Source organism: Aquimarina sp. Aq107, assembly GCF_943733665.1.
Lineage (GTDB): Bacteria > Bacteroidota > Bacteroidia > Flavobacteriales > Flavobacteriaceae > Aquimarina.
The window spans coordinates 3,562,230-3,586,892 of the sequence record NZ_OX030782.1 but is presented as its reverse complement, the minus strand read 5'-3'; the positions used below and the strand labels follow the sequence as shown (position 1 = coordinate 3,586,892).

28 protein-coding genes are annotated in these 24,663 nt (G+C 31.5%); 7 read left to right on the top strand and 21 right to left on the bottom strand.

All coding sequences use genetic code 11. The annotated features are described in order from the left end of the window. Nucleotides 1-69 precede the first annotated feature (69 nt). Nucleotides 70-510, bottom strand: a complete 441-nt coding sequence (locus tag NMK29_RS15425; protein WP_108802350.1) for a hypothetical protein — start codon at nt 508-510, stop codon at nt 70-72. Nucleotides 511-644: 134 nt separating this feature from the next. After that, nucleotides 645-1,106 (bottom strand): hypothetical protein, encoded by a 462-nt coding sequence (locus NMK29_RS15420; protein WP_108802351.1) that lies wholly within the window; start codon nt 1,104-1,106, stop codon nt 645-647. Between the two features lie 132 nt (nt 1,107-1,238). Between NMK29_RS15420 and NMK29_RS15415 the strand changes: the two genes are divergently transcribed. Together NMK29_RS15415 and NMK29_RS15410 are read left to right on the top strand one after the other, a co-directional pair. Beyond that, complete coding sequence (locus NMK29_RS15415; protein ID WP_108802352.1) at nt 1,239-1,799, top strand: RNA polymerase sigma factor; 561 nt, start codon at nt 1,239-1,241, stop codon at nt 1,797-1,799. Further along, nucleotides 1,799-2,614 (top strand): CDC27 family protein, encoded by an 816-nt coding sequence (locus NMK29_RS15410; protein WP_108802353.1) that lies wholly within the window; start codon nt 1,799-1,801, stop codon nt 2,612-2,614. Before NMK29_RS15415 ends, NMK29_RS15410 begins: the two co-directional genes overlap by 1 nt. 31 nt (nt 2,615-2,645) lie before the next feature. Here the strand turns inward: NMK29_RS15410 and NMK29_RS15405 are convergent, their stop codons facing one another. Then, a complete protein-coding gene (locus NMK29_RS15405) occupies nt 2,646-2,795 on the bottom strand; it encodes a hypothetical protein (RefSeq protein ID WP_159092130.1) in 150 nt (49 codons plus the stop codon). A 202-nt stretch (nt 2,796-2,997) separates the two neighbouring features. On the opposite strand from NMK29_RS15405, the gene kynU reads away from it, so the two are divergent. After that, a complete protein-coding gene (gene kynU / locus NMK29_RS15400) occupies nt 2,998-4,278 on the top strand; it encodes a kynureninase (protein ID WP_108802354.1) in 1,281 nt (426 codons plus the stop codon). Between the two features lie 10 nt (nt 4,279-4,288). Here kynU and NMK29_RS15395 read toward each other — a convergent pair whose 3' ends face one another. Further along, on the bottom strand, nt 4,289-5,140 hold the full coding sequence (locus tag NMK29_RS15395; RefSeq protein WP_108802355.1) for an AraC family transcriptional regulator: 852 nt from the start codon (nt 5,138-5,140) through the stop codon (nt 4,289-4,291). A 137-nt stretch (nt 5,141-5,277) separates the two neighbouring features. Here NMK29_RS15395 and NMK29_RS15390 point away from each other — a divergent pair, with 137 nt between their 5' ends. Then, nucleotides 5,278-6,441 carry an MFS transporter gene (locus NMK29_RS15390; protein WP_108802448.1) on the top strand — a complete coding sequence of 388 codons (1,164 nt, stop codon included), beginning with the start codon at nt 5,278-5,280 and terminating at the stop codon, nt 6,439-6,441. 15 nt (nt 6,442-6,456) lie between these two features. Here the strand turns inward: NMK29_RS15390 and NMK29_RS15385 are convergent, their stop codons facing one another. From NMK29_RS15385 to NMK29_RS15345, 9 genes are all read right to left on the bottom strand, one after another. Then, nucleotides 6,457-7,170: a hypothetical protein gene (locus NMK29_RS15385; protein ID WP_108802356.1), complete on the bottom strand. Its 714-nt coding sequence runs from the start codon at nt 7,168-7,170 to the stop codon at nt 6,457-6,459. Between the two features lie 127 nt (nt 7,171-7,297). Continuing rightward, entirely contained in the window at nt 7,298-7,666 is a 369-nt protein-coding gene (locus NMK29_RS15380; protein WP_027393704.1) for a cupredoxin domain-containing protein, read from the bottom strand. 119 nt (nt 7,667-7,785) lie between these two features. Further along, the gene (locus tag NMK29_RS15375; RefSeq protein WP_108802357.1) at nt 7,786-8,334 is read right to left on the bottom strand and encodes a carboxymuconolactone decarboxylase family protein; all 549 of its coding nucleotides are present in this window, start codon (nt 8,332-8,334) and stop codon (nt 7,786-7,788) included. A 466-nt stretch (nt 8,335-8,800) separates the two neighbouring features. Further along, complete coding sequence (locus NMK29_RS15370) at nt 8,801-9,172, bottom strand: DoxX family membrane protein (RefSeq protein WP_108802358.1); 372 nt, start codon at nt 9,170-9,172, stop codon at nt 8,801-8,803. 28 nt (nt 9,173-9,200) lie between these two features. Continuing rightward, a complete protein-coding gene (locus NMK29_RS15365) occupies nt 9,201-9,674 on the bottom strand; it encodes a hypothetical protein (RefSeq protein WP_108802359.1) in 474 nt (157 codons plus the stop codon). Nucleotides 9,675-10,064: 390 nt separating this feature from the next. Then, nucleotides 10,065-10,346 (bottom strand): UBP-type zinc finger domain-containing protein, encoded by a 282-nt coding sequence (locus NMK29_RS15360; RefSeq protein ID WP_108802360.1) that lies wholly within the window; start codon nt 10,344-10,346, stop codon nt 10,065-10,067. 1 nt (nt 10,347) lies between these two features. Then, entirely contained in the window at nt 10,348-12,012 is a 1,665-nt protein-coding gene (locus NMK29_RS15355) for an FAD-dependent oxidoreductase (protein ID WP_108802361.1), read from the bottom strand. A gap of 22 nt (nt 12,013-12,034) precedes the next feature. After that, nucleotides 12,035-12,871, bottom strand: coding sequence for an aldo/keto reductase (locus NMK29_RS15350; RefSeq protein WP_108802362.1), 837 nt, complete (start codon nt 12,869-12,871; stop codon nt 12,035-12,037). A gap of 8 nt (nt 12,872-12,879) precedes the next feature. Further along, the gene (locus tag NMK29_RS15345) at nt 12,880-14,268 is read right to left on the bottom strand and encodes an ATP-binding protein (protein ID WP_108802449.1); all 1,389 of its coding nucleotides are present in this window, start codon (nt 14,266-14,268) and stop codon (nt 12,880-12,882) included. A gap of 189 nt (nt 14,269-14,457) precedes the next feature. Here NMK29_RS15345 and NMK29_RS15340 point away from each other — a divergent pair, with 189 nt between their 5' ends. Together NMK29_RS15340 and NMK29_RS15335 are read left to right on the top strand one after the other, a co-directional pair. Then, complete coding sequence (locus NMK29_RS15340) at nt 14,458-15,258, top strand: bifunctional 2-polyprenyl-6-hydroxyphenol methylase/3-demethylubiquinol 3-O-methyltransferase UbiG (protein WP_108802363.1); 801 nt, start codon at nt 14,458-14,460, stop codon at nt 15,256-15,258. A gap of 154 nt (nt 15,259-15,412) precedes the next feature. After that, a complete protein-coding gene (locus NMK29_RS15335; RefSeq protein ID WP_108802364.1) occupies nt 15,413-16,771 on the top strand; it encodes an NAD(P)/FAD-dependent oxidoreductase in 1,359 nt (452 codons plus the stop codon). A gap of 8 nt (nt 16,772-16,779) precedes the next feature. Here NMK29_RS15335 and NMK29_RS15330 read toward each other — a convergent pair whose 3' ends face one another. From NMK29_RS15330 to NMK29_RS15295, 8 genes are all read right to left on the bottom strand, one after another. After that, nucleotides 16,780-18,144: an aldehyde dehydrogenase gene (locus NMK29_RS15330; protein ID WP_108802365.1), complete on the bottom strand. Its 1,365-nt coding sequence runs from the start codon at nt 18,142-18,144 to the stop codon at nt 16,780-16,782. A 30-nt stretch (nt 18,145-18,174) separates the two neighbouring features. Next, nucleotides 18,175-19,116 (bottom strand): sterol desaturase family protein, encoded by a 942-nt coding sequence (locus NMK29_RS15325; protein WP_108802366.1) that lies wholly within the window; start codon nt 19,114-19,116, stop codon nt 18,175-18,177. A 147-nt stretch (nt 19,117-19,263) separates the two neighbouring features. Further along, nucleotides 19,264-19,686 carry a VOC family protein gene (locus NMK29_RS15320; protein ID WP_108802367.1) on the bottom strand — a complete coding sequence of 141 codons (423 nt, stop codon included), beginning with the start codon at nt 19,684-19,686 and terminating at the stop codon, nt 19,264-19,266. 54 nt (nt 19,687-19,740) lie between these two features. After that, complete coding sequence (gene rluF, locus NMK29_RS15315) at nt 19,741-20,610, bottom strand: 23S rRNA pseudouridine(2604) synthase RluF (RefSeq protein ID WP_108802368.1); 870 nt, start codon at nt 20,608-20,610, stop codon at nt 19,741-19,743. Between the two features lie 22 nt (nt 20,611-20,632). Beyond that, complete coding sequence (locus NMK29_RS15310) at nt 20,633-21,472, bottom strand: alpha/beta hydrolase (protein WP_108802369.1); 840 nt, start codon at nt 21,470-21,472, stop codon at nt 20,633-20,635. Continuing rightward, on the bottom strand, nt 21,469-21,837 hold the full coding sequence (locus tag NMK29_RS15305) for a cupin domain-containing protein (RefSeq protein WP_108802370.1): 369 nt from the start codon (nt 21,835-21,837) through the stop codon (nt 21,469-21,471). The genes NMK29_RS15310 and NMK29_RS15305 overlap by 4 nt, the downstream gene beginning before the upstream one ends. A 19-nt stretch (nt 21,838-21,856) precedes the next feature. Then, the gene (locus NMK29_RS15300; protein ID WP_108802371.1) at nt 21,857-22,423 is read right to left on the bottom strand and encodes a hypothetical protein; all 567 of its coding nucleotides are present in this window, start codon (nt 22,421-22,423) and stop codon (nt 21,857-21,859) included. Between the two features lie 53 nt (nt 22,424-22,476). Beyond that, nucleotides 22,477-24,006, bottom strand: coding sequence for a helicase HerA-like domain-containing protein (locus NMK29_RS15295; RefSeq protein ID WP_108802372.1), 1,530 nt, complete (start codon nt 24,004-24,006; stop codon nt 22,477-22,479). 154 nt (nt 24,007-24,160) lie between these two features. Between NMK29_RS15295 and NMK29_RS15290 the strand changes: the two genes are divergently transcribed. Continuing rightward, a complete protein-coding gene (locus NMK29_RS15290) occupies nt 24,161-24,616 on the top strand; it encodes a RidA family protein (protein ID WP_108802373.1) in 456 nt (151 codons plus the stop codon). Nucleotides 24,617-24,663: the final 47 nt, after the last annotated feature.

Here is a 24,663-nt window from a genome sequence, read left to right as displayed (position 1 = left end):
AGCATCAAACTCGAGGCAATTTACAATCCATAATTCAATATCTTGTTCTCCCAATTATTGATTTAGTTGTTATCTGTGATTCCCAAAAGGATCTGTAGGTCCGTCTGGTTTAGGATCTGTAGATCCGCAACCACCTCTTGGACAACCAGATGTTTGCACATAACAACCATTACCATCACAACCAGGGTTCAAATCCTCATAATTGTGATATGTAGCGCAATTAACAACCCATATTTCCGTATCATGATCGACTACAGTATAAGAATAAAAAAAGCCGTAAGAGTTTCTAATAGCAGCTTTCTGGGCGGGACTTAAGAAAGGATCACTAAATGTATACTCGATTTCACATCCTTCAAGAATAGGCCCTTCATCACCACTGCGAACACTTTTGTTATTAACCTGCTCAGTTAGTTTTAAATTTTCTTCCATCAATTCTTGTTCATCTACAGAACACCCTTGTAGTAAAAAGAATAAAAATGAAATTAAAATAATATTTGTGTTTTTTTTCATGATGATAATTTATTTAAAAATATTGATAATTATTTATTTTGAAAACCTTATGCTAATTAGTTTTCAAAGGGTAGTTCACAATAATATAATCTGTTACCCAATCTTAGAAAATTAATAGGTAATGAATTCTGTTTTTATTCATTCTGTTGAAGATTTTTTATGATTTCAAATGGGTCATCTGGCCCGTCTTCTTCGGGGTCGCTTGACCCACATCCACCTATTGCACAGCTATAACAACCATCAGTGTCACAATTCGGATTATTTTCATTGTAAGTTTCATAATCAAGACAATTAACGGACCATATTTCCTTATAATTACTTATGATTGTATAATCATAGATTCTAAAATGGTTGGTATGATACCGCTTTCTTATGATCTCTTTTTCGGAAAGAGTTATATTTGGATCATTAAAGATATACGCGATCTGACAAATTGTTAATGAGACACTATCAGAGCTTGAAGCTCCGTTATTTTTGCTATTAAAGTTCTCCTTTATTTTTATGTTTTCCTCAAAATTTGAGTGTTCATCAGAAGAACAGTTTTGTGAAAAGAATGTAAAAATCCCTAGTAATAGAATAATTGTGATTTTTCTCATAAATTGCGATTTTTATTGTGTGATATTGATAAAACTTTAAAATTGATAAAGTTTTATGATTAGAACCTCTTTAGTTAGTTTCAGAAGAACTAGTTTTGTTACCCAATTTTCGAAATTATTTTCACAAAATTAATGCCAGAAAATAAATATTTTATACAAGGAATTCTGAACTCAGATGAAAGAGTGATAACGGAAATTTACACCTCTTTTTTCCCTAAAGTCTTAGGTTTTGTTCTTAGTAATAAAGGACAAGAAGTAGATGCAGAAGATATTTTTCAGAAAGTTTTAATGCAGATCTCTGCTAGAATTAGATGTAGAGAATTAGAAACTATTACCTCTACCTTTGAAGCTTATATATTTACAGCATGTAAAAATTTGTGGCGCAGAGAATTAAATAAAAGAAAACGGGTAACAAATACAGAAGTAAAGGAACTGGTAAGTGAAGAATCGGATATGGCATATGCTTTACTTGAACAAGAACGATGGGAGCTTTTTAAAGAGAAATTAGATAAACTATCGGATAATTGCAGACAGGTATTAACCTTATTTCTTAAAAAAGTATCTTACGCAGAAATCGTTAAGCAATTATCATATTCTTCGGAAACAGTTGCTAGACAACGAGTTTTTAAATGTAAAGCTAAACTTATAGAAAGTGTTAAATCCGATAAACGATTTAAAAAATTGATATCATAATGGACGCTAACCACCAAGAAAAATATCATGATCAAATCGATGCATATCTTAGAGAAGAACTTTCTATAGAAGAAAAAGCACTTTTTGAAGAATTATTAAAAAATAATCCTGAATTATTACACGAATTCAAGATACACCAAGAGTTGTTTGCTTTAACTGACGAATCTGCTTGGATTGATGAATCATTTACTCCAGATAAAGAAGATGTTAACGAAGTAGAATCTTATTTTAAAAGTAAAGAGGCTAAACAATTAAAAGATACAATTATTAAAGCTAAGAACGCTTATCAAAAAAATAATAGCTCTTCTTGGTTTAAGAATAAAGTAAGGGTTTCTATATTGATGGCAGCTTCTTTTATAGTATTTATAGTTTTGTATACATTCAATTCTAAAAGTTCACCTCAGGATTTGTACGTTTTATATAGCGAATGGAAAGATTTGCCATCGCTTACGAGTAGAAGTGATGAAAATCAGTTGGCAGAAGGACAAAAAATGTTCGAGCAAAAGAAATATCAAGAAAGTTATAATTTGTTTAAAAATTATATAGAAAATAAAGATCAAACATTACCATCTCTGTTTATATATGCTGGACTTTCTGCATTGGAATTAAATAAATATGAAGAAGCGGTTTATTATTTTGATAGCTTAATAAGCTCTGATGCTGTTGATCAATCAAAAGGGTATTGGTATAAAGCATTAGTGTATCTAAAACAAGATAGAAAAAATAAAGCAATACCAATGTTAGAAAATATTCTTTTAGATGAAGGAAATTATAATTTTGATGAAGCAAAAACTATATTAAAAAAATTGCAGTAGTTTTATATAAAACTACTGCACTACTTATTATTTAGCAAGGTGCGCAAAACCAATCTGGCCCAGGGAAAATAATCTGTCCACATTCTCCTGGACCGCAAGGAGGACAATGTCCACCGTTTACATTTTTCTGAACTTTTTTACTAATTTCTTGTACACCGTCTAATTTTTTTAATTCTTTCATTAAAATATGAGTTTAAGAGATATTGTATGCCCGAACATTTATAGACACTCGGGATTTGTGTCTTTTTTTATGATATTTATGAGGAGTTTTTTGCTAGTTATGAAGATAATGATAAGTGATAATTTCCCCAATATTTTTAACAGCATTTTAAAAGATTATTTAATCTCATTTCTAATCTGTATTTTTGAATCAAAACTCAAAAATGCAATTTGAAAACAGTAAAGAATTTGCTCAAAAGTTAGATCAACAAGATCCTTTAAGTTCTTATAGAGATCAGTTTCTTTTTCCTAAAGTTAATGAAAAAGAGGTTATATATTTTACAGGAAATTCTTTAGGACTTCAGCCTAAAAACACAAAGAAGTATGTCGATGAAGTAATGAAAGATTGGGCAGAACTTGCTGTTGAAGGACATTTTTATGCAGATAAGCCTTGGTGGGACTATCACGAACGTTTAGCCAAACCCCTTAGTAGAATAGTTGGAGCTAATCCCTCTGAGATTACGGTGATGAACACCTTAACAGTAAATCTCCATTTGCTAATGGTTTCATTTTATCGACCTCAAGGAAAACGATATAAGATTATATGTGAAGAGAAAGCATTTCCTAGTGATCAATATATGTTACAGAGTCAGGTTAGATTTCATGGATATGATCCAAAAGGTGCTATTGTAGAAATTAAGAAACGCCCTGGAGAACATAATTTTAGGATAGAAGATATTTTATCTACTATTAAATCAATAGGAGAGGAGTGTGCTTTAATTCTAATCGGTGGTGTTAATTATTATACAGGTCAGGTTTTTGATATGAAAACCATTACTAAAGCAGGTCATGATATCGGAGCTTTTGTTGGTTGGGATCTTGCACATGGTGCGGGTAATATAGAATTAAAATTACATGATTGGGATGTGGATTTTGCATCTTGGTGTAGTTATAAGTATATGAATAGTGGTCCAGGAAATGCTTCTGGCTGCTTTGTACATGAACGATTTCATGACAGAAAAGATATTCCACGGTTCGAAGGTTGGTGGGGGACTAAAAGAGAATCTAGATTTTTGATGAAACCAGAGTTCGAGCCCATGCCTAATGCAGATGCTTGGCAATTGAGTAACGCTCCTATTTTATCCTTAGCACCATATTTGGCTTCACTAGAATTATTTGAAAAAGTTGGGATGGAAGCACTTATTAAAAAGCGAAATCTCATTGTTGCTTATTTAGAATTTGTGTTGAAATCGATTGATTTAGAAGTAGAAAGTACTTTTGAAATAATAACTCCTTCGAGTCAGGAAGAAAGAGGAACACAACTCTCTGTATTTCTCCATGGCGAAGGAAGAAAGTTATTTGATTATTTAATGAAAAATGGAGTAATTACAGATTGGAGAGAACCAAATGTAATTAGATTAGCTCCAGCACCTTTTTATTGTTCTTATGAGGATATGTACGAGTTTGGTCAAATTCTTAAGAAAGGGATATTGCAGAAATTATAAATTAAGATCCCTATTTTAATGTCTTAATATATGCAGAAGGCGAAAGACCAGTTTGTTTTTTAAAGAGTTTGCAGAAATAAGAAGGGTCATTAAACCCACATTGGTATAGCACCTCTGAGATAGATATATTGTTACTGTTATAGAAAAATTCTTGCGCTTTCTTAATTCTAAATTCATTTAAGAAACTAATAAAATTCTTTCCTGTAGAGGATTTGAAAATTCTGCAAAATGAATTTGTAGTTAACCCTAATTCTTTAGCTAAAGTTTCTGATTTGATTTTTTTAGCATAGTTTTTATTTACATATTCAAAAACTTTTGATATTCTGGGTAAAGAAGTTTTGTCAATATCTAGATGATTTGTTTTTATAATTGATCTATAATTTTTGGAAATGGAAAGCTGATATAGAATATTAATAAAGTTTAATAGCTTTTCGATATTATTTTGATTAGAAAATCTTAAAAAAGATGCAGATAATTCTTCTTTAATTTTCTGAGAAAAGATACAACCTTTAGGAGATTTCTTTATGAAATCTAAAATTATAGAAAACTCCGGAAAATGATGTAATTTTTCTTCAATAAAATCTTCATTAAATTGAATTACAACCTCTACATTGTCTCTAAAATCTTTATTTCCAAAGGGCATATGTGGCATATTGGGGCTAAGAAAAATGAGTAATCCTTCTTGGTAGTTTTCAAGATGGGATTCTACCTGAATAATGCCATTTCCATTTTTAATAAAAACAATTTCGTATTCAGGATGTAAATGCCAATTTATTTCGTGACAAAGTGAATCCTTAGTATAACTTTCTATTTTTAAAGACTTGGATTGTTCTAGATAAATTTGCTCATAGGATGGCTTCATATGACAAAATTATCATAATTAAACAGATTATTGCTATTTTTAGAATAAATTGACTTATTGTTAGAATACTTTGTTTTACCTTAAATTTATTTTTGTAGTTAATTTTGATATGATATTAATTGTTTAAACTACACGAATTGAATTCTTTATATCTTATTCTTACTAAATTACGATATTTTGGACCTGCTTGGGTTTTTGCTTCGCTTAATATAATGACAGGTACTTGGGTGTTGTATATACCTAAAATTAGAGCTAAGTTGCTAATTGATGATGCGCAATTGGGAATAGCACTTTTTTGTTTTGCTTTAGGTACGTTGGCAATGATACCTTTATCATCCTTGATTATTGGAAAATTTGGTATCGGTAAGACTACAATTATTGGGATTTCAATTTTTTCTTTACTCTTTTTAATGCCAATTGTTGCTCCAAGTTATTTGATATTGTGTATTGTGTTATTCGTTGTAGGGTTGTTTGCTTGCCTAACTGATATTGCAATGAATGCATTGGTGTCCGAAATAGAACAAGAAGATGATGTACATATTATGTCTGCTTCTCATGGTTTTTTTAGTTTAGGAGGTGTTATTGGAGCAGGTATTGGTGGTTTTTTGATTACTTATTTTGAGGTTCCATTTTTACATATGCTATATGCCGCAATATTTGTGATTTTAACCAACTTTTTAGTATGTAAGCAATATTTAACTGTAAAAGGTGAAAAAGAAGAATCTTCTAAAAAACGGTTGGATTTAGAACTTATCAAACCTCTCTTAGGACTTACAATTATTGCATTTTTAATTATGGGTAGCGAAGGGGCAATAGAGCATTGGAGTAAACTTTATATGCAAGATGTGGTAAAAATATCTTCGGAGAAGATTTCTGGATTTGGTTTTGTTGCTTTTTCTTTAATGATGACACTAGGCCGTTTTTTTGGGGATGCTGTGAGTAAACATTTTGGGTCTTTTGCAATAATTATAGGAGGATCTTTAATTAGCGCTATTGGTTTTTTAGCTGTGTTAAGTATTTCATTGGTTCTAACAATAATCGGTTTTGGATTAATTGGTTTAGGTTTCTCTGTGATTATTCCAGAGTTATTTAGATTAGCTGGTAAGACCAAAGGTGTTTCTTCTGCGAAAGGAATTTCTTTCGTTGCAGGATTTGGTTATCTTGGTTTTTTGATAAGCCCTCCGTTTCTTGGTTTTTTATCAAAAATAGAAAGCCTAAAGCTTAGTTTTACAGCCTTGTTAATAGCAACATTAATTGCATTAATTGTTACATTTTTTATTTCAAAAAGAGCTGTTAAATAATATATTCTTCTAATGTTATTCTGTAATTACTTTTATGCCAGTAAAGTGAAGTTTCCAACTACCTTCGTTTCTATTGCGAGTTTTTGAAATTTTGATTCCTTTAAAATCATCATAATCTTCCCATGATGTTATTAAGGAAGCTTCTTTTTTGTTCTTTTCACGAAATGCCCATTCTTTTACTTTAAAATCACCTTCAAAATAAAAATCGTATGCATCCCCTGGAGTATACCCACCTTCATTTTTATAAATAATGGTAAGTTTTTGCATTTCTTTAGAACTTATAGGAGCAATCGCTTTTAGTTCATGTTCTGATGAGAAACTATTTTCATCCCATATTAAGTTAAACGGAGCTAGTAACCAATACTTATCATTAATAAAGCTTTGATCTGCTTTTAATGTAGTACTATCTATTTTAGTTCTGTTATAGGTAATGGTATCCTTAGAAGTAATCATTGTAACCTCATCTTTTTTTGGTTTCCAATTCCAAGAACGTTCAAAATGACTACTATCTCTATCGACATTAAAGGTGAATTTTATTTCTTTAACTTTTTTCCAGTTTTTAAAGCCATTCGCATTGGCAATCGCTTCAGTCGTAGTTGGTATTTTATGCAGAACTGTTTCGGTTTCCTTTAATTCAGCATCCTCTTCGTATTGATATTCTTTTTTAGTTTCTTGCTTGCAAGCAATTACTAACATAGAAAGTAGGAATACGCTAATTACATTTTTCATCTTGACTGAGTTTTTCGCTAAAATAAAAAAACAAAATTCGTGATGAATTGAATTAACATCGTTTTAGGTATTAATAAAAAAAGCTCCCTGTTATGGAAGCTTTTTTTATTTGTTCTTGTATGTACAATTACTTTACAATCAACTTGTATTGTGGTGTCTTATTTAAAGGACAGAAATAGTTGTATTCTCCTTTTTTTAATGTTACGGTTTTAGAACTTTCAGTTTTTCCTTCAGCTACAACTTTAGTTACATACGCTGATTGAATATGATTTTTAGGATCTGAAGCATCTTTACCAGCAGGGACTAATACGAATCCAACATCAGTTCCAGAATTGTTGTTAGATATATTGAAAACGTAACTACCTTCTGATAATGTTACTTGTTTCTGAGTAAATTCTCCTTTTGTTTGTTCTAAAGAAACTGTTTTAACTTCTTGAGCAGATGTACTTAATGTAATTGCGAAAATAAATGTAAATAATGTGATTAACTTTTTCATGATTTTTAATATTTATGATTATTGTTGAAAATTATTTTTAATTTTTCTGAGGAGAAACGTATTTTATCGTGTTATTTCTCCTCAGAACTTTTGAATGTATTTATTGGTGGTTGAGTGATTTATACTGTAGTAGTTTCTAGTGGTTGTGCTACTGGAAAATCAACAGGGACTTGAGTAGTACTGTGGATATAGTTCGAAATAGTTTTATCTCCTACTAATACAATGGTATCTACTAGATTTCCTTTGTTATATCCTGCAGCAAAGAAATTATCTACTACATCCTGATCTGTACGCCCTCTATTTTCTGTAATATTTTTAGCAAGTTTTGCCAATGCATCTAATTTGCTATCAAAAGATGCATGCCCTGCTCTTAACTCTAATATTTGCTCATCAGTAAATCCATTCATTTTTCCAATTGCTGTGTGTGCTGATAAACAATAAATACAATTGTTTACTTGACTAACTGCAAGATTAACAACTTCTTTTTCTTTAGCTTTTAAAGATGTTTTTGCGTTAGATAGAGTTAAGTAATTTTCTAATGCAGTTTCACTGTGCGCATAAGTTGCATATAAGTTAGGTACAAAACCTAATGCGCTGTTAAGATTGTCAAAAATCCCTTGATTTGTTGCATTTACTTCTTCTCTTGTTGGTACATTAAATGTTGCCATGATTTTATGTTTTTAGTATCCTGAATTTATTTTTCAGAATGAGTTTATATTTAATTTTAATTGTCTTTTAATTTGACAGGACAAAGATGCGATGGGATTAAGGACTTTAGAATGGTCGTTTTTCCCGACTACTTGTCAATTTTTCCCTTAGCTTATTTTCGAGTGCTTATAAAAGGTCTTTCTACATCACAATAAAAATCGTGGTGACTTCTTTGATCACAGTGCGCTTTGGCATTTAGAGTGTTTACAATTTTTCTTTTTCCCTGACGGAAAATCTCTATTAAATTGAATATGGATTTATTATTAGTTATCATTTTTATAGTGTTTTAAATTAACAGTACAAAGATGAGACTCTAATGAAGGTTTTAGAATGGTTGTTTTTCCCTACTAATTGTCTATTTTTCCCGAAATAAAAAAACCTCCAATTAAGGAGGTTTATATAAAGTATAATATGATATGTTTTATTCTAAAAAAACTTTACTTCTTTTCGTTTCATCCATAGAATAATGCCACTTAGAATAAAAGTTAGTAATGCAGTGATAAAAAGAACACCTCCATCATTATTAATTTCAACTCCAAGTTTTGTAATATGCATAAAAATGGCACCGCCAATAACTCCTAGGGTTATTGTAGCACCTATCCAAACTGTTTTGGGGATTAATAATAAAACTCCTGCAATAAGTTCTACAATCCCTGTAGCTATTCTTCCATATGGCTCTAGGCCAACTTTAGAGAAAATATAAATACTATCAGGATGTCCAGTAAACTTAAATCTAAGGGTTTGTATAAGAATAATAGCAACAATTATTCTTAATACCAGGGGTAAGGCATTTTTCATTTTAATATGTTAGAGTTTGTGTTAGTTATTATAGAACACTGGGTAATGCGTCTATTCTTCCATTAAAGGTATTCTTTCTAGAAATAATATACAATTCCTCAAGGTTGTTATCATTAGCGAATTGATTAGATAGTTGAGGTAAATTGTTCATCAAGAAAGCCTGAAATGCTTCGGGGCTCTTACTTCTATTAGCTGCTTTACGTATGATTTTCAGATAAGAAGAAGCGATTAACTCTACATTGTTTTTATTAGAAGAAAAAAACAATGAGGTGTTTTCTCCCTTAGAATTTTTTATTTCTTTTTTAAATTTAATTTCATTTAGAGCAATTAAATTTTCGTTGTAATTGCTAAAAGTGTTTTTATAAACTACTTCTTTAGTGTTTTTAAGGTATACTGTTTCTAATTGAGTTTTATATGTTTTTTCTTGTGTGTGACCTGAAAAAGATATAGCGAAGAAAAATAATGTTATAACTATTGATATGTGATTGCGTAAAGTCTTCATAATGAAATGTTTTTTACACGAAATAAATTCCGTATTTAATATACTACAAAGTTGGGGCAAAAACATATAGATTAAAAGGTAATTTTTTCCTTAATTATTGTCAATATTACCATTTGTTATATTGAATAAATTAAAAAGAAATAAAAGAACTTTTAAATATATATAGAATTAGTCGTAATTGATTTTGTAAAATTACAAATCAGTGTTTTTTAAAAAGCAACTATCTATAAATTAGATTGATAATAAAAAAATAATAATTTAGAAGCTATTTGTAATTTTATACAAATTTAGTAATTACCTAGGATAAAATATGTTATAGAAAATCTAATTATTTTGAATGTATTTTTGCAATGTTGATGAAATAAATATACCTGAATTGGTTTATAAATTTTAGAATTGAATAAAAGATTTGTGTTCATAACACCAAGCCCAATTTTCATTAGGCTCGGCAGAAACTATTACTGGGTGTTCATGTTTTTTAAAATGTTTACTAGCATGTTTATTAGGAGAGGAATCACAACATAAAGTAATACCACATTCCTGACAGGTTCTTAGGTGTACCCAGCTATCGCCATTCTGTACACAAATAGCGCATTCATAAGTATCATCTTTTTTGATATTTCGTAGGTTAAAACTTTTTAAATGGTCGCAAATTTTTGTGTTAAATCCCATATTACATTTCAGCTAAATATTCGTGAACAAATTTTATTGCCATAGCTCCTTCTCCTACAGCAGATGCTACTCTATTCATAGCGCCAGCTCGGACATCACCCGAGGCAAAGATACCAGGACTACAAGTCTCTAATAAGAAAGGTTCTCGATCTTTTTTCCAAACCTTTTTAAAGTCATCATATCGACTTAGGTCACGACCAGTTTCAATAAAACCTCTTTCGTTTTTAATAATATCTAATTTAATCCAGTCTGTGTAAGGTTTAGCACCTATAAAAATAAACAAAGCATCTGCATCGACAATGTTGGATTCCCCATTAATACTATTACTTATTTCTAAAGAAGTAAGTCTGTCATTTTCTCCCATTGCTTTTATGACATTTGTATGGCCTAGCAATGTGATATTATCAATAGCATCAATTTGATCAATAAGATAACTGGACATGCTACTTGTAAGATCTTTTTTTCGAACCGTAATGTAAACGTTTTTAGCAAATTTAGAGAGGTAAACAGCAGACTGACCGGCAGAATTACCACCTCCTACAATATATACTTCTTTATTAGAACAAGCCTGAGCTTCTGTCATAGATGAACCATAATAAATACCTGCTCCAGTATAATTCTCTATCCCATCTGCCTCTAGTTTTCTATAATTGACACCTGTAGTGATAACTACACTCTTGGTGCTAATACATTCTCCATTAGCTAGTGATATACTTTTGTACCCATCTTTTTCAGTTATAGAGGTAACTTCTTGAGGAGATAAAAATTCTATCCCAAATCGTTTGGCTTGTGTAATAGCCCTATGAGTTAGTTCTTGACCACTTAATCCATTAGGAAACCCTAAGTAATTTTCGATTCTAGAGCTAGTTCCTGCTTGACCACCAGGTGCATGTTTTTCAATTAATAATGTTTTTAAACCTTCTGAACCTCCATAAACTGCAGCGGCTAACCCAGATGGGCCAGCACCAATAATTGTTACATCATATAAATTGTCTTTAGGATGTGCGTTTAAACCAAGTGCAGTAGCAAGTTCAATAATATCTGGATTCTTATAGCAACTTCCATCTTGTAATGAAATTACTGGTAGATCTTTTGCGGTAAGCTCATAAAGGTCAATAATTTCCTTTGCCTTATCACTAGTTTCTGCGTCCAACCATTGAAATGGAAATAAGTTTCCCGATAAAAAATCTTTTATATCATGAGATTTTGGAGAGTATTGATAACCAATTACTTTTATTCCATCAAATTCTGGTTGAAAATTAACTAACCAAGTGTCTAATAAATCGTTAAGAGTAGGAAATAGTTTTTCTTCTGGTGGACTCCAAGGTTTTGTCAGATAATAATCTAATTGTACGTCGTTAATAGCTTTAATAGCTGCTTCCGTATCTGAATATGCGGTTAATAGTACTTTTTTAGCATTAGGAAATAGTTTTTTTGCTTGTTGCAAGAATTCTACTCCCAGCATTTCTGGCATTCTTTGATCTACTAGAAATAATGAGATAACTTCATTTTTTTTCTTTAAATCTATCAAAGCTTCTAGAGCATCGTTGGCAGATTCAGTGCTCATAATACGATATTCTTTGCGATATTCAGATTTTAAATCTCTAGTTACTGCACGTAATACTTGTGGATCGTCATCGAGTGCAAATATGATAGGCTTTTTCATCGTTTTTATAAGTTAAAGCAGACTAAAAATTGAAATTATCAGGATCTGGTCCTAATCGTTGATGTTTATCTAAAGAGTCAATATAATTTATATCTTCTTTAGAAAGTTCAAAATCAAAAAGATTAGCGTTATCAATAATTCGGTGTTTTTTAGAGGATTTAGGGATAGTAATTACTCCCTTTTGTAAATTCCATCTCAAAACAATCTGTGCAGCTGTCTTATTATATTTTTTAGAAAGATTGTCCAATATAGATAATTCAAAAATTTTTCCTTGCATCATTGGTGACCAGGCTTGGTATTGTATGTGATGTTTGTTGCAAAAATCAATCAAATCTTGTTGAACAAGATGAGGATGAAACTCCATTTGATTTACCATCGGTTTAATCTCAGATGTTTGCATAAGATTTTCTAAATGATGTTCTAAAAAATTACTTACTCCAATGGCTTTTATGACTCCGTCTTTATATAATTTTTCTAATGCTTTCCAGGTTTCGATATATTTTCCTTCTACAGGCCAGTGAATAAGATATAAATCCAAGTAGTTTAATTGCAGTCGTTGCAGACTTTTTTCAAATGCTTTAAGAGTAGATTCATAGCCTTGATCAGCATTCCATACCTTACTTACTACAAAAATTTCATCTCTAGGAACACTGCTATTAAGTATTGCTGTTCCAACTCCTTCTTCATTTTTATAAATACTTGCTGTATCTATATGGCGATACCCTTCTTCTAGTGCCCATTGTACTGCGTCAATTACTTCTTTATCATTGTCAGATAAATATACACCGAGACCAAAGTAAGGCATTTCAATTCCATTATGTAATCTGAATGTTCCTTTTATATCTGTTATTTTTTTCATAAGTGTAATTAGGTAATAGGTAAGCAAACAGTAAAGATTGTTTCTCCTTTCTTAGATTTTACTGTAATATCACCTTGGTGTTGATTAATAATTCTTTGTACCACTTCTAATCCCATACCTGTTCCTTCTCCAATAGCTTTTGTGGTAAAAAATGGGTCAAAGATGTTTGTGAGATTTTCTTCGGTAATTCCTTTTCCGTTATCAATAATTTCCGTTTTTAAGAAATCTTGTTCTTTATATGTCTTGATTTTTAATATTCCAGAGTGATCCATTGCATCAATAGCATTATCAATTAAATTGGTCCATACTTGATTTATCTCACTCACAAAAATTTTGATTTTAGGAAGATCATCGTTAAAATCTTTTTCTAAGGATATATTTTTCTTTTTAAGCTTATGATTAAGCATAACAAGAGTACTCTTAATTCCTACATGAATATTTGTAGCTATTTTTTCTGGTGCACGATCCATATGTGTATAGCTTTTAATAGAATGCACCAAACTAGAAATTCTATTAGAAGCTTCGCCAATTTCGTCTACCATTTTTTCTGTAGTTAATACATTTTCTATCCATTCAATCGCATTAGAAAAGTTTTTTTGACCTGTAGTTTTATAAATATCTTCCATAGCTTCTACATCCATGCAAAAATCTAGTAAAGTCTCCGTCAATTCATATGCGTTATCTACTCCGTGATCTTCTAGCCATTCTTCTAATTCATCCTCCTTTTCATTGCGCTCTATTAGTTTCATATTATTTTCTGGACGATTTTGCAACTTATCAAAAAGCACTTTGTTAATGCTATCAATTTCTTGTTCTTCCATTCTGATTGAAACTACTCTCTTAAATTTCTCAGGAACATTACCAAGATGTTCCTTAAGCGCTTTAGCACTTCTTTCCATTGCAGATGCTGGGTTATTAAGCTCATGTGCCAATCCTGCGGATAGCTTGCCTAAAGACATCATTTTTTCTGCTTGGACATTGTCTTTGGTAAATTCTCTAACTCTTGATGTCATTTTATGCACTAAGGATTCTGTAAGCTCATAATGATTAGAGATCATTTCTTTAAAAAAAGATTTTTCAAGTATTAAGACCTTACTTTTTTCAATCACTTCTCCAAAACCAAGAGCAGAACTTGCTCTAGAAAAAGGAAGCAAACCACCAATTTGATTTATGTTTAATAGTGCTACATGTTTATAGTTCCCGTTTTGTTGAACTTTGATTTCAATTTTCCCCTCTAATACAATAAATAATTTATCTATTGGATCTCCTCTCTGAAATAAGAAAGAACCCTTATCTAAAAATTGGACATAAGATTTATCGATTAACCACTGTAATTGATTATCTGGAACTTGGGTAAACTCTTGAACTTGTTGAAGATTTTCTAGACTAAGTTTCATTAGTTTAAATTTAGGTAATAAAATACCTCTTTCCAATACCTTTTGATGGAACAACTCTTAAGGTTTTTATAAAGTTTATATCCATTTAGTAGATAAGCGTCTCTTTTAATTTTCTTTAAAGAAGAGTCTAGGTTTAGAAATGGTAGTAATGAGATTTATTATATTTAGGAATTATTAAATAGTAAGGGTATGTCTAGTGATTTGCAAAAGTATTTTGAAATAAATAAAAGTACTTGGGATAAAAAAGTTGAAGTTCATGCATCTAGTGAATTTTATGATTTAGAATCTTTTAAAAAAGGAGAGAGTTCTTTAAAGAAATATGAATTAGAAGCTTTAGGAGATGTTTCCAAAAAATCATTATTGCATTTACAATGTCATTTTGGTCAGGATACATTAAGTTGGAGTAGGAAAGGAGCTAAGTGCACTGGAGTTGATCTTTCAGAAAAAGGTGTAGAATTAGCAAAACAATTAAATAGTGAATTAAAATTAGATGCTGATTTTGTTTGTTGTAATGTCCTGGATACTTCTAATTATATAAAAAAACAGTTCGATATTGTTTATACAAGTTATGGTGTTATAGGATGGTTACCGGATTTAAAACCTTGGGGCAGAATGATAGCAGAACGTCTAAAATTAGGAGGTACTTTTTATATGGTAGAGTTTCACCCTATAGTTTGGATGTTTGACTATCTAGAAGAAACACCAAGAATAAAATATGGATATCATCAAAAAGAAGCGATCTATGAAGAGTATGAAGGTACATATGCGGATAATAATTCTAAGATGATAAGTAAAGAGTATGGTTGGAATCATGGACTGGGCGAAGTAATTTCATCCTTATCCGAAGCAGGATTAACAATAGAATATTTGAGAGAATATGATGAATCTCCTTATAATGTTTTTCCGGATTTGATAAAGAATAGAAATGGCATGTTTGAGAGTTCGGATAAATTATTTCCATTACTATTTGCGATTAAAGCTTTTAAGTAACAATTCTTTGATAATTTTTTTACATTTGTTGAAGGTTTTAATGTTTGCATAAGCTTCAGGATTTATGGAGCTAGTTTGTCAAGGACATTAGGACTCGGATCTTAATGATGTAGTTCCTTTTCATACTTTGGCAAACTAGAATTACTAAAAAAGTATGCAAGCAAAAAATATCGCTATCGTAGGAAGTGGCTTAGCAGGTTCACTGTTAGCAATTTATTTAAAGAAACGTAATCATCAGGTTACAGTATTCGATAGAAGACCAGATATTCGAAAAGTAGAATTTAGTGGTCGTTCCATCAATCTTGCGATGTCCGTTCGAGGTTGGAAAGCATTAGATAAAGTTGGAATTGGAGAAGAGATTAGAAAGCTTGCTATTCCCATGAATAAAAGAGCTATGCACGTTGATGGCCAACCAGAATATTATCAATACTATGGTAAAGAAGGAGAAGCTATATATTCTATTTCTAGAGGAGTGTTAAATCGAAAAATGATTAGTCTTGCTGAAGAATCCGGAGTTGTATTTAGATTTAATGAAAAAGTCTGGGATGTTAATTTACCAGAAGCAAAAATATATACAGGAGAAACTGAGAAAGGTGAGTGGAAAGAGTATCAGTATGATATGATTTTTGGTTGTGATGGAGCTTTTTCTAGAGTACGTCATAAAATGCAAAGGAGAAGTAGGTTTGATTATTCTCAGGATTTTCTTGATGCTGGGTATAAGGAACTGGGTATTTCTGCGAATGAAGATGGTACCCATAAATTAGATAAGAATTCACTCCATATTTGGCCAAGAGGTAAGTTTATGTTGATTGCATTACCAAATTTAGATGGGAGTTTTACTTGTACATTATTTATGCCTCATGAAGGTGAAAATTCTTTTGAAAGTTTGACCAATGAGAATGATGTAGAAGAATTTTGGAAACGAAATTTTCCAGATACTATAGACTTAATGCCTACTTTAATTAAAGATTTTACGAATAACCCGACCAGTGCATTAGTTACCATGAAATGTTATCCTTGGAGCTATTGGGATAAAGTAGCGTTGGTAGGAGATTCTGCTCATGCAATCGTACCGTTTTATGGTCAAGGAATCAATGCTGGTTTCGAAGATATTTCCGTGCTAGATGATATTGTTGAAACGTATAATGGAGAAAATTGGCAGGAAATTTTTGAAAAATATCAAGAAGCAAGAAAGCCAAGTACCGATGCAATTGCAGAACTCTCATATCGTAATTTTATGGAAATGAGTAGTAAAACTGCAGATAGTAGCTTTCTTCTAAGAAAGAAAATAGAAAAGCATTTTTCTGAAAAGCATCCCGATAAATGGGTTCCTCTTTATACTAGAGTAACCTTTACGCACAGACCTTATGCTGAAGCTTTAGAAATAGGGGATCAACAAGCTGCTATTATGGATGAAATCATGCAAATAGAAGATATTGAAAACATTTGGGATACTGAGGAGGTAGAAAAGCGAATAATTTCAGGTTTAAATACTTATGGGATAGTTAAATAAAGATTGTGTTATCCAATAAGTCTTTTCAACCATTTTAACTTCGAGCTAGTGTAGGGTGAATATTTTAGATTTAACTCAATCAAAAAGGATTTTTGTAAAATACTTTTGTAATGAGAAAATGCTACAAACCCTGCTTTACCGTGATAATTGCCAATACCACTATCACCAACACCACCAAAAGGTAAGTTTTGTTCCATAAAATGCATAACAGCATCATTTACTGCTCCGCCACCAAAAGAAATTTCGTTAAGAATTTTGTTTTTGACTGATTTATTTTTTGTAAAAATATAGCAGGATAAGGGTTTTGATAATGTTTTTATATCCGAGATAGCTTTTTCTATGGAGTCAAAAGATAAAACCGGCAGTATAGGACCAAAAATTTCTTCTTGCATTACTTTATCTGTAAAAGAAACTTCAGTAAGGATGGTTGGTACTATAATTCTATTTTCTGCATCACATTGACCTCCTAGGTATATTTTATCATTTTCGATAAGAGCTTGTAATCTCTCGAAGTTTTTTTGATTTACTATCTGAGTGTAATTTTGGTTCTCCACCTTATAATCTGCTTTTTCGATATGTTTTTTTATAGCAGATAAAAGCTCATTATGTATGGTAGATTCTACCATTATATAGTCAGGAGCAATACAGGTTTGACCAGTGTTTAGAAATTTAGCCCAAACTAGACGTTTCGCCGTCATATCTATATCGACGTCTTTGGTAATAATAGCAGGACTTTTTCCTCCTAGTTCTAGCGTAACTGGAGTTAAATGTTTTGCAGCAGCTTGATAAACTATTTTACCTACGGGTATGCTTCCGGTAAAAAATATTTTATCAAATCTAATTTTTAATAATTCAGTAGTTTCTTGTACACCACCTTCTATAACTCTAAAAAATGATTCACTGAAGTTTTGATTGATAATCTTAGCCATTATAGACGAAGAATGTGATGGAATTTCACTAGGTTTAAGAACAACAGTGCATCCTGCTGCGATGGCGGCGATGGCTGGAACTAAGGACAGTTGAAACGGATAATTCCAAGCACCCATTACCAAAACAGTTCCTAAAGGTTCGGGTATGATATAACTTTTACCTGGAAGATTCGCTAATCCTGTACCTACTCTTTTTCTTTTAGACCACTTTTTTATATTAACTATCGCAAGATCAATTTCGTGATAAATGATCGCTAGTTCTGTCGTATAAGTTTCGTATTTTGATTTTTTAAAATCGTTATAAATAGCATTGTATAATAGGTCTTCATTTTTTTGTAAAACACTTTTTAGATGTTTTAATTCCTTTACTCTAAAAGATGTATTTTTAGTAGCATTGGTGTCAAAAAACGTTTTTTGATTGCTTATGATTTCCTGATAGTTCATAATGACAAATATAACAAGGTTATAAAAGAATTACGATCCTGTGCTCATACGTTTCTTTAATTCTAACTCTTTCTGCATTTGTTTTACTGTTAACGTACTTCCATCGTGACTCCATCCAGGAGGGCCAAAAATATACATAAACTTATGATACCAATTTTTAGATTTTTTGGTGTCGTTCCAAATATCTTTATACTCATGCGTCAAAATAACCCATGGATTGTAAGAATTAGGCGCGTGAGTAACTCCATATTGTACTTCTATTTCGTCATCAAGTTCTTTCCAAGTTCCAAATATCTTGTCAAAAATATTTAAAAACCCTCCATGATTTTTGTCCATATACTCTACATTTTTGGCATGATGCACTTGATGCATTGTATGGGTGTTGAATATTTTTTCTATAAAACCCATTTTAGGAATGAAAACAGAGTGTAGTTGGAATTGCCATAAAGCTTCTATTCCCAAACAGACAATTACCATTTCTGGAGGAAATCCTACAATCGGCATCCACATGTAAAATAGCGGTTTGTATAAAAGAGTAAACCACCCATTACGAACTGCTGTTCCAAGATTAAAGTTATCTGACGAGTGATGAACTATGTGAGCAGCCCATAAAGCTCTTATCATATGATTTTGTCTGTGAAACCAGTAATATGTAAAATCATCGGCTAATTGACATAATAGCCATACATACCAAGCATAGCTAAAAGATTCCCAACCCATGATATTGGTTCGTACACCATCAATTTCAGGATTAAATACATTGTACATATAAGTAAACAAAACAACCGAAAAAACCGTTTTAAGAAAAGGACCTAAAAATGCTGATCCAAGTCCCATTGTGAAACTGGCGGATAAATCTTTCCAATTATAAAGGTTTTTATGTTCTTCGTGATTTTTGCTATACGTTAATTCTACTACAATAAGTACTAGAAATAAAGGTACGCCATACTTTAAGGGCTGTATAAAATCCATTTTCTTTTTGTTGTATTCTAATTGGGGCAGAATATAATAAGAATTTGCAGTAAAAGTTTAACATTTTACTTTTTTAAGTAAAAAAAGTATGTTTTTAACGATTGTTTATTGAAATGAAGACGTGGTTCTTTTGAAATTCGGTGTATGTTATTTCTCGAAAATCTGAGATGGGTCTTTAAAAGACTTGAATTCTAGTGCATTTCCGCAAGGATCATAAAAAAACATGGTTGCTTGTTCTCCTACCTCTCCCTGAAACCTAATATAGGGCTCAATAACAAAATCTATTTTTTTATCAGATAACATTTGTGCAAAACTTTGCCAAGTATCCCATTCTAAAATTATTCCGAAATGCGGCACAGGAACTTCTTTGCCATCTACGGTATTGTGATGATTATTTAATTCTGATTTTGGTTTGTAATGAATAACCAGTTGATGCCCAAAAAAATTAAAATCTACCCAGTGTTCACTGCTTCGTCCTTCTTTTAAATTAAGTGTTTTGTTGTAAAAATCGCGCGCAACTTCTAAATTATCTACTGGGATTGCAAGATGAAAGGGAGATAATGATTCCATAAGTTATTTACGTTGATTGAAAGGGATTATTTTAAGAGTTTGAAAATAGATGCTTTAACGTTTTCTATCACTTCTTTTTCTTTTTTTAGAGGCAGCACCATTTCGTTTTTCTTTACTTGCTCCACCTTTATTTTTGGAAGAGAAATGTTTATTGTTGTTTTGTCTTCTTACTGGTTTATTTTCTTCGACTACAGATGCTTCTTCAGTTTTACTAGAATCTCCTACATCTTTATTAATAATTTGTAGTTCTTTTTCTGTTAAGTAGCGCCATTGGCCTATTGAAGTATCTAAACTAATGTTCATAATACGAATTCGCTTTAGTTTTGTTACTTCATATCCAAGATACTCACACATTCTTCGTATCTGTCTATTTAAGCCTTGTGTAAGAACTATTCTAAAATCATATTTATTTATCTGTTCTACCTCACATTTACGAGTAATAGTATCTAGAATAGGAATTCCATTACCCATTCTTTTAATGAATTGTGGGCTAATTAGCTTATTTACCGTAACGATGTATTCTTTTTCGTGGTTGTTTCTTGCTCTTAGAATTTTATTTACGATATCACCATCACTGGTTAATAGAATTAATCCTTCACTGGGCTTGTCTAGTCGGCCTATTGGGAAAATACGTTTTGGATAGTTGATATAATCAATAATATTGTCTTTTTCGTTTTGTGCAGTTGTACAAACAATTCCAACAGGTTTATGAAAAGCAAGGTATACGTGTTTTTCTTTAGGCTTATTTATCAATTCACCATCGACCCTTACTTCGTCTCCAGGAGCCACTTTGGTGCCCATTTCTGGAATTTTATTATTTAGGGTTACGCGACCTTGATCAATTAGTTTATCTGCTTCACGACGAGAACAGTAACCAACTTCACTAAGGAATTTATTGAGTCTTGTAAGCTTAGAATTTTCCACGGTGCAAAGGTGCTCATAAAATTTAATCTTTCAAAAAATGAATGATCATATCATCCACTTCATCAAAGAATAATGAATGGCCGAAGTTTTCTGTAGTAATGAATTTTGCATTAGTCCAGTTTTTACTGATTTTTTCAGTTCCCGTATACGGGGCAATTTCATCGTATTTGTCATGGATGAGTAAGCCTTGATGAGTTAAGTCCTTCGCAAATTCAGCTATGGAAAATTCTTCGAAATGAAAACCAAATTTTTCCTTGAAATAATGACTTAAGGCTTTCATAAATTTATCAGATAATTTGAGCGTTTTTTGATAGCCTTCCATAATTACAGATAATTCTGTAGGAGGTGCAAGAACAATTAGTTTTTCTATTTCAAGGTTTGGATATTTAAATTGATGAAACACAGTTGTCATACCACCAACAGAATGTCCAATAACGTAATTAGGTCGGTATAATTCTATCATTTTTTGAAGGCATTCTGCATAGAACGGAACACTAAGTGTCTTGCCAGAAGAGTTACCATGAGCTGGAGCGTCAAATGCTATAACATTATAATTTTGTTGATGTAGTTTTTCGATAAGTGTTTTCCATCTATGACTATTACTATCCCATCCGTGTACCATCAAAACAGTTTCTCCCATATTGGGCCATCTATAGGTCTGTAAAAACCTATCTTTTACTGAAATAATTTCATCTTCAGCTTCCTCTAGAAAATATTCTTGATCTGGAAGTATCTTTCCTTTAAGCGGTGTGCTAAATAAGATATAGGCTTTGCGCAAGGCCTTTTTTTTATTAAAAAAGAAGAGCAATAAAAGTCGTTTGCCAATAAAAATTGGGATGTACTTTTTTAATGTTTCTTTCATAATTCTTCTCGATGAACCGACTCTATAGAAAAAGCAGGAAGACAAATCGCTAAATATTCACACGCTGATTCGAAAGGATTAGAATATTGCACTCTGGTGTTTTTTTCAATCTTAATAGATTGCCCAGGTTCTAAGATGATTTCTTCGTCATCAATAATAAATCTTTTCTTTCCTAGAATAATATAAGTGTATTCATCAAATTCTGGTGTTTGAAATGGTTCGCTCCAACCCGGAGGAGCTACCATATGCGCTATACTAACCTGAGAATTTCCATCAGTGGCTTTGCCAAAATGTTCTTCAATTAATTTTCCATCTGTAGTTGGTACCACAAATGGTGATTTTTGAATTTGATATTTTTTACTCATAAATATCCAATAATAGGTTTTAATTATTCTCCCAGTTAATAATAAAGTGCTTAATTGTAGCCGAATCAGGAATTTGAGAAGCTTCAATTTTTTTGTCAGTATTAAACTTTAACTCACTTGACAGTTCTTTCTTATCAATGGTTATCGACGCTTGGATACTATCTACAAATATAACGGCCGCACTAAGTGTATTAGTAATCTTAGTGATAGAATAGTTATCCTTGATATCTTTGAAAACACCATTTGCCGATAGTCCTGATATAGTCTTATATCTTGGATCAATTACTTGTATACTTTCAATAGAGGATTCAGGATTGTTTTCTTCTCTGGGTTCTAATAATAATAATTTAGCTCCTCCTTTTTCATAAATTTGAATAGTGTTTGCAACATCCATAATATTGTCATTTTTTGACATTTTTACTATAGAATCATTTGCATATATTGAGTCTAATTGACTCACTTTGATTGTGTTAGTTAAATGACCAATTCTGTTATAAGAGATTTCGAATGGATCTTGTTTTTTGTCATTTTGACAACTCAGTAAACTTATACAAACAAGTAAAATACTGCTGATTTTTTTAATCATAATAGGTTGTTAATTATTCCCAAGGTTAAACAATGATTGATTTTGTGTTTAGTTTAGCGCAATAATTTATTTAGTACACCTAATGCTCCTCTTATAAAAGTAGCACTGGTTAAAACTTTGATCACAGCTTTTTCTGTAGTACTAGATTTTCTACTTTTAGAACGAGAAGAACTTTTATTTAGTTTCTCTCTTTCTTTTTTTGCAGCTTCTTTGGCTTCTTCAGCTTCAGCTTTTTCTATTTTTTCATTAAGAATTTCATAGGCACTTTCTCGATCTATCTCTTCATTGTATTTGTCAGAAAGCGTGGACTTTTTTAATAAATCATCTAATTCACTTTTGGATAGTATATCCATTCTACTCATAGGAGCTCTTAACATCGTTGCAGCAAGAGGAGTAGGGCGACCTTTCTCGTCAAGAGCTGATACCAATGCTTCTCCAATTCCTAAAGCTGTTAGTACTTCTTTTGTGTCATAATATTCTGACATAGGATAATTCTCGGCAGTAAGTTTAATTGCTTTACGATCTTTAGCGGTAAATGCTCTTAGGGCATGCTGCACTTTTAGCCCCAGTTGCCCCAATACTCCATCTGGTACATCCGTAGGGTTTTGGGTAACAAAATATAGTCCAACTCCTTTTGATCTTATTAATTTTACAATACTTTCGATCTGATCCATTAATGCATTAGAAGCTTGCTTAAATATTAAATGAGCTTCATCAAGAAAAATAATCAACTCTGGTCTTCCGCTATCTCCTTGCTCAGGAAAGGTACTGTATACTTCAGCTAGAAGACTTAACATAAATGTAGAAAATAGTTTTGGTCTATCCTGTATGTCGGTTAATCGTAAGATATTTATAAAACCTCTTCCATCGTCATCTACTCTACATAAATCTTGTACATCAAATGATCTTTCTCCAAAAAAGATATCAGCTCCTTGTTGTTCTAAAGCAACAATTTTACGTAATATGGAGCCAGTAGATGCAGTAGATATTCTTCCATAATCTTTTTCTAGCTCTTCTTTTCCTTCTCGAGTCGCAAATTGTAACACCTTTTTTAAATCTTTTAAATCTAATAATGGCAATTTGTTGTCATCACAATATTTGAAAATTATTGAAATGATACCTGCTTGTGTTTCTGTTACATCTAAAATTCTTGAAAATAGTACTGGCCCGAATTCGCTTACTGTTGCTTTAAGACGTACTCCATCTTGTTCTGATAAAGAAAGAATTTCTACAGGAAAATTCTTTGCTTCAAACGGAATTCCAATTTTTTCATGTCTTTCATCAATTTTAGTGTGACCTGGACTTGCGGCTGCTAAACCACTAAGATCTCCTTTGATATCCATAAGAAGTACAGGTATTCCTTGTTCGCTCAAGTTTTCTGCTAAGACTTGTAATGTTTTCGTTTTACCAGTTCCTGTTGCTCCAGCAATTAACCCATGTCTATTTAATGTCTTTAGAGGAATTTTAACGTGTGCATCTGTCACAGTTTCTCCATTATGCATTGCAGCTCCTAAGGTGATGAAATCGCCTTTGGTAGTATATCCTTTATTTATATGGTCAAGGAATTCTTGATTACTACTCATAGTTAATGTAAATTTTGATAAAAATAGCAATCTTGTCTATTCTATCGAAATGATTGTGATTTTGTTTTAGGTAAATTTATAATTTTTAAATCAATAAGAGTAAGTGTAGAAAATTATAGTTTATTTTTATCGATGAAACACATAATTCATCACAATGAAGAAGATATATTTATTCACGATTTTAATTTCAATTTTTTATAGTTGTAATCAAAAAAATGATTCTAATACAGAAATTATATTTCATGATACTCATGAACCCAAAAAAGCGAATGCCCCATTTTCGGATGCTGTTCAAGTAGGTAATTTGTATTTCCTTTCTGGACAAGTTGGGATGAATCATACCACACGTAAATTGGTAGAGGGTGGAATAGAAGCCGAAACTAAACAAACCTTGGAAAATATAAAAGCGGTATTAGAACATCATAATATGAATATGAATGATGTAGTAAAGTGTACAGTTATTCTCTCTGATATTAACGATTTTACAGCATTTAATAAGGTTTATAAAACGTATTTCCCTAATAAACCAGCAAGGACTACGTTTGCTGCCAAAGGATTAGCGGTGGGAGCAAAGATTGAGATAGAATGTGTTGCAGCTAGAACTAAGTAAAAGAAATACTTAATACGGATGAAAGAATTCCTAAACTTACTTTAGGA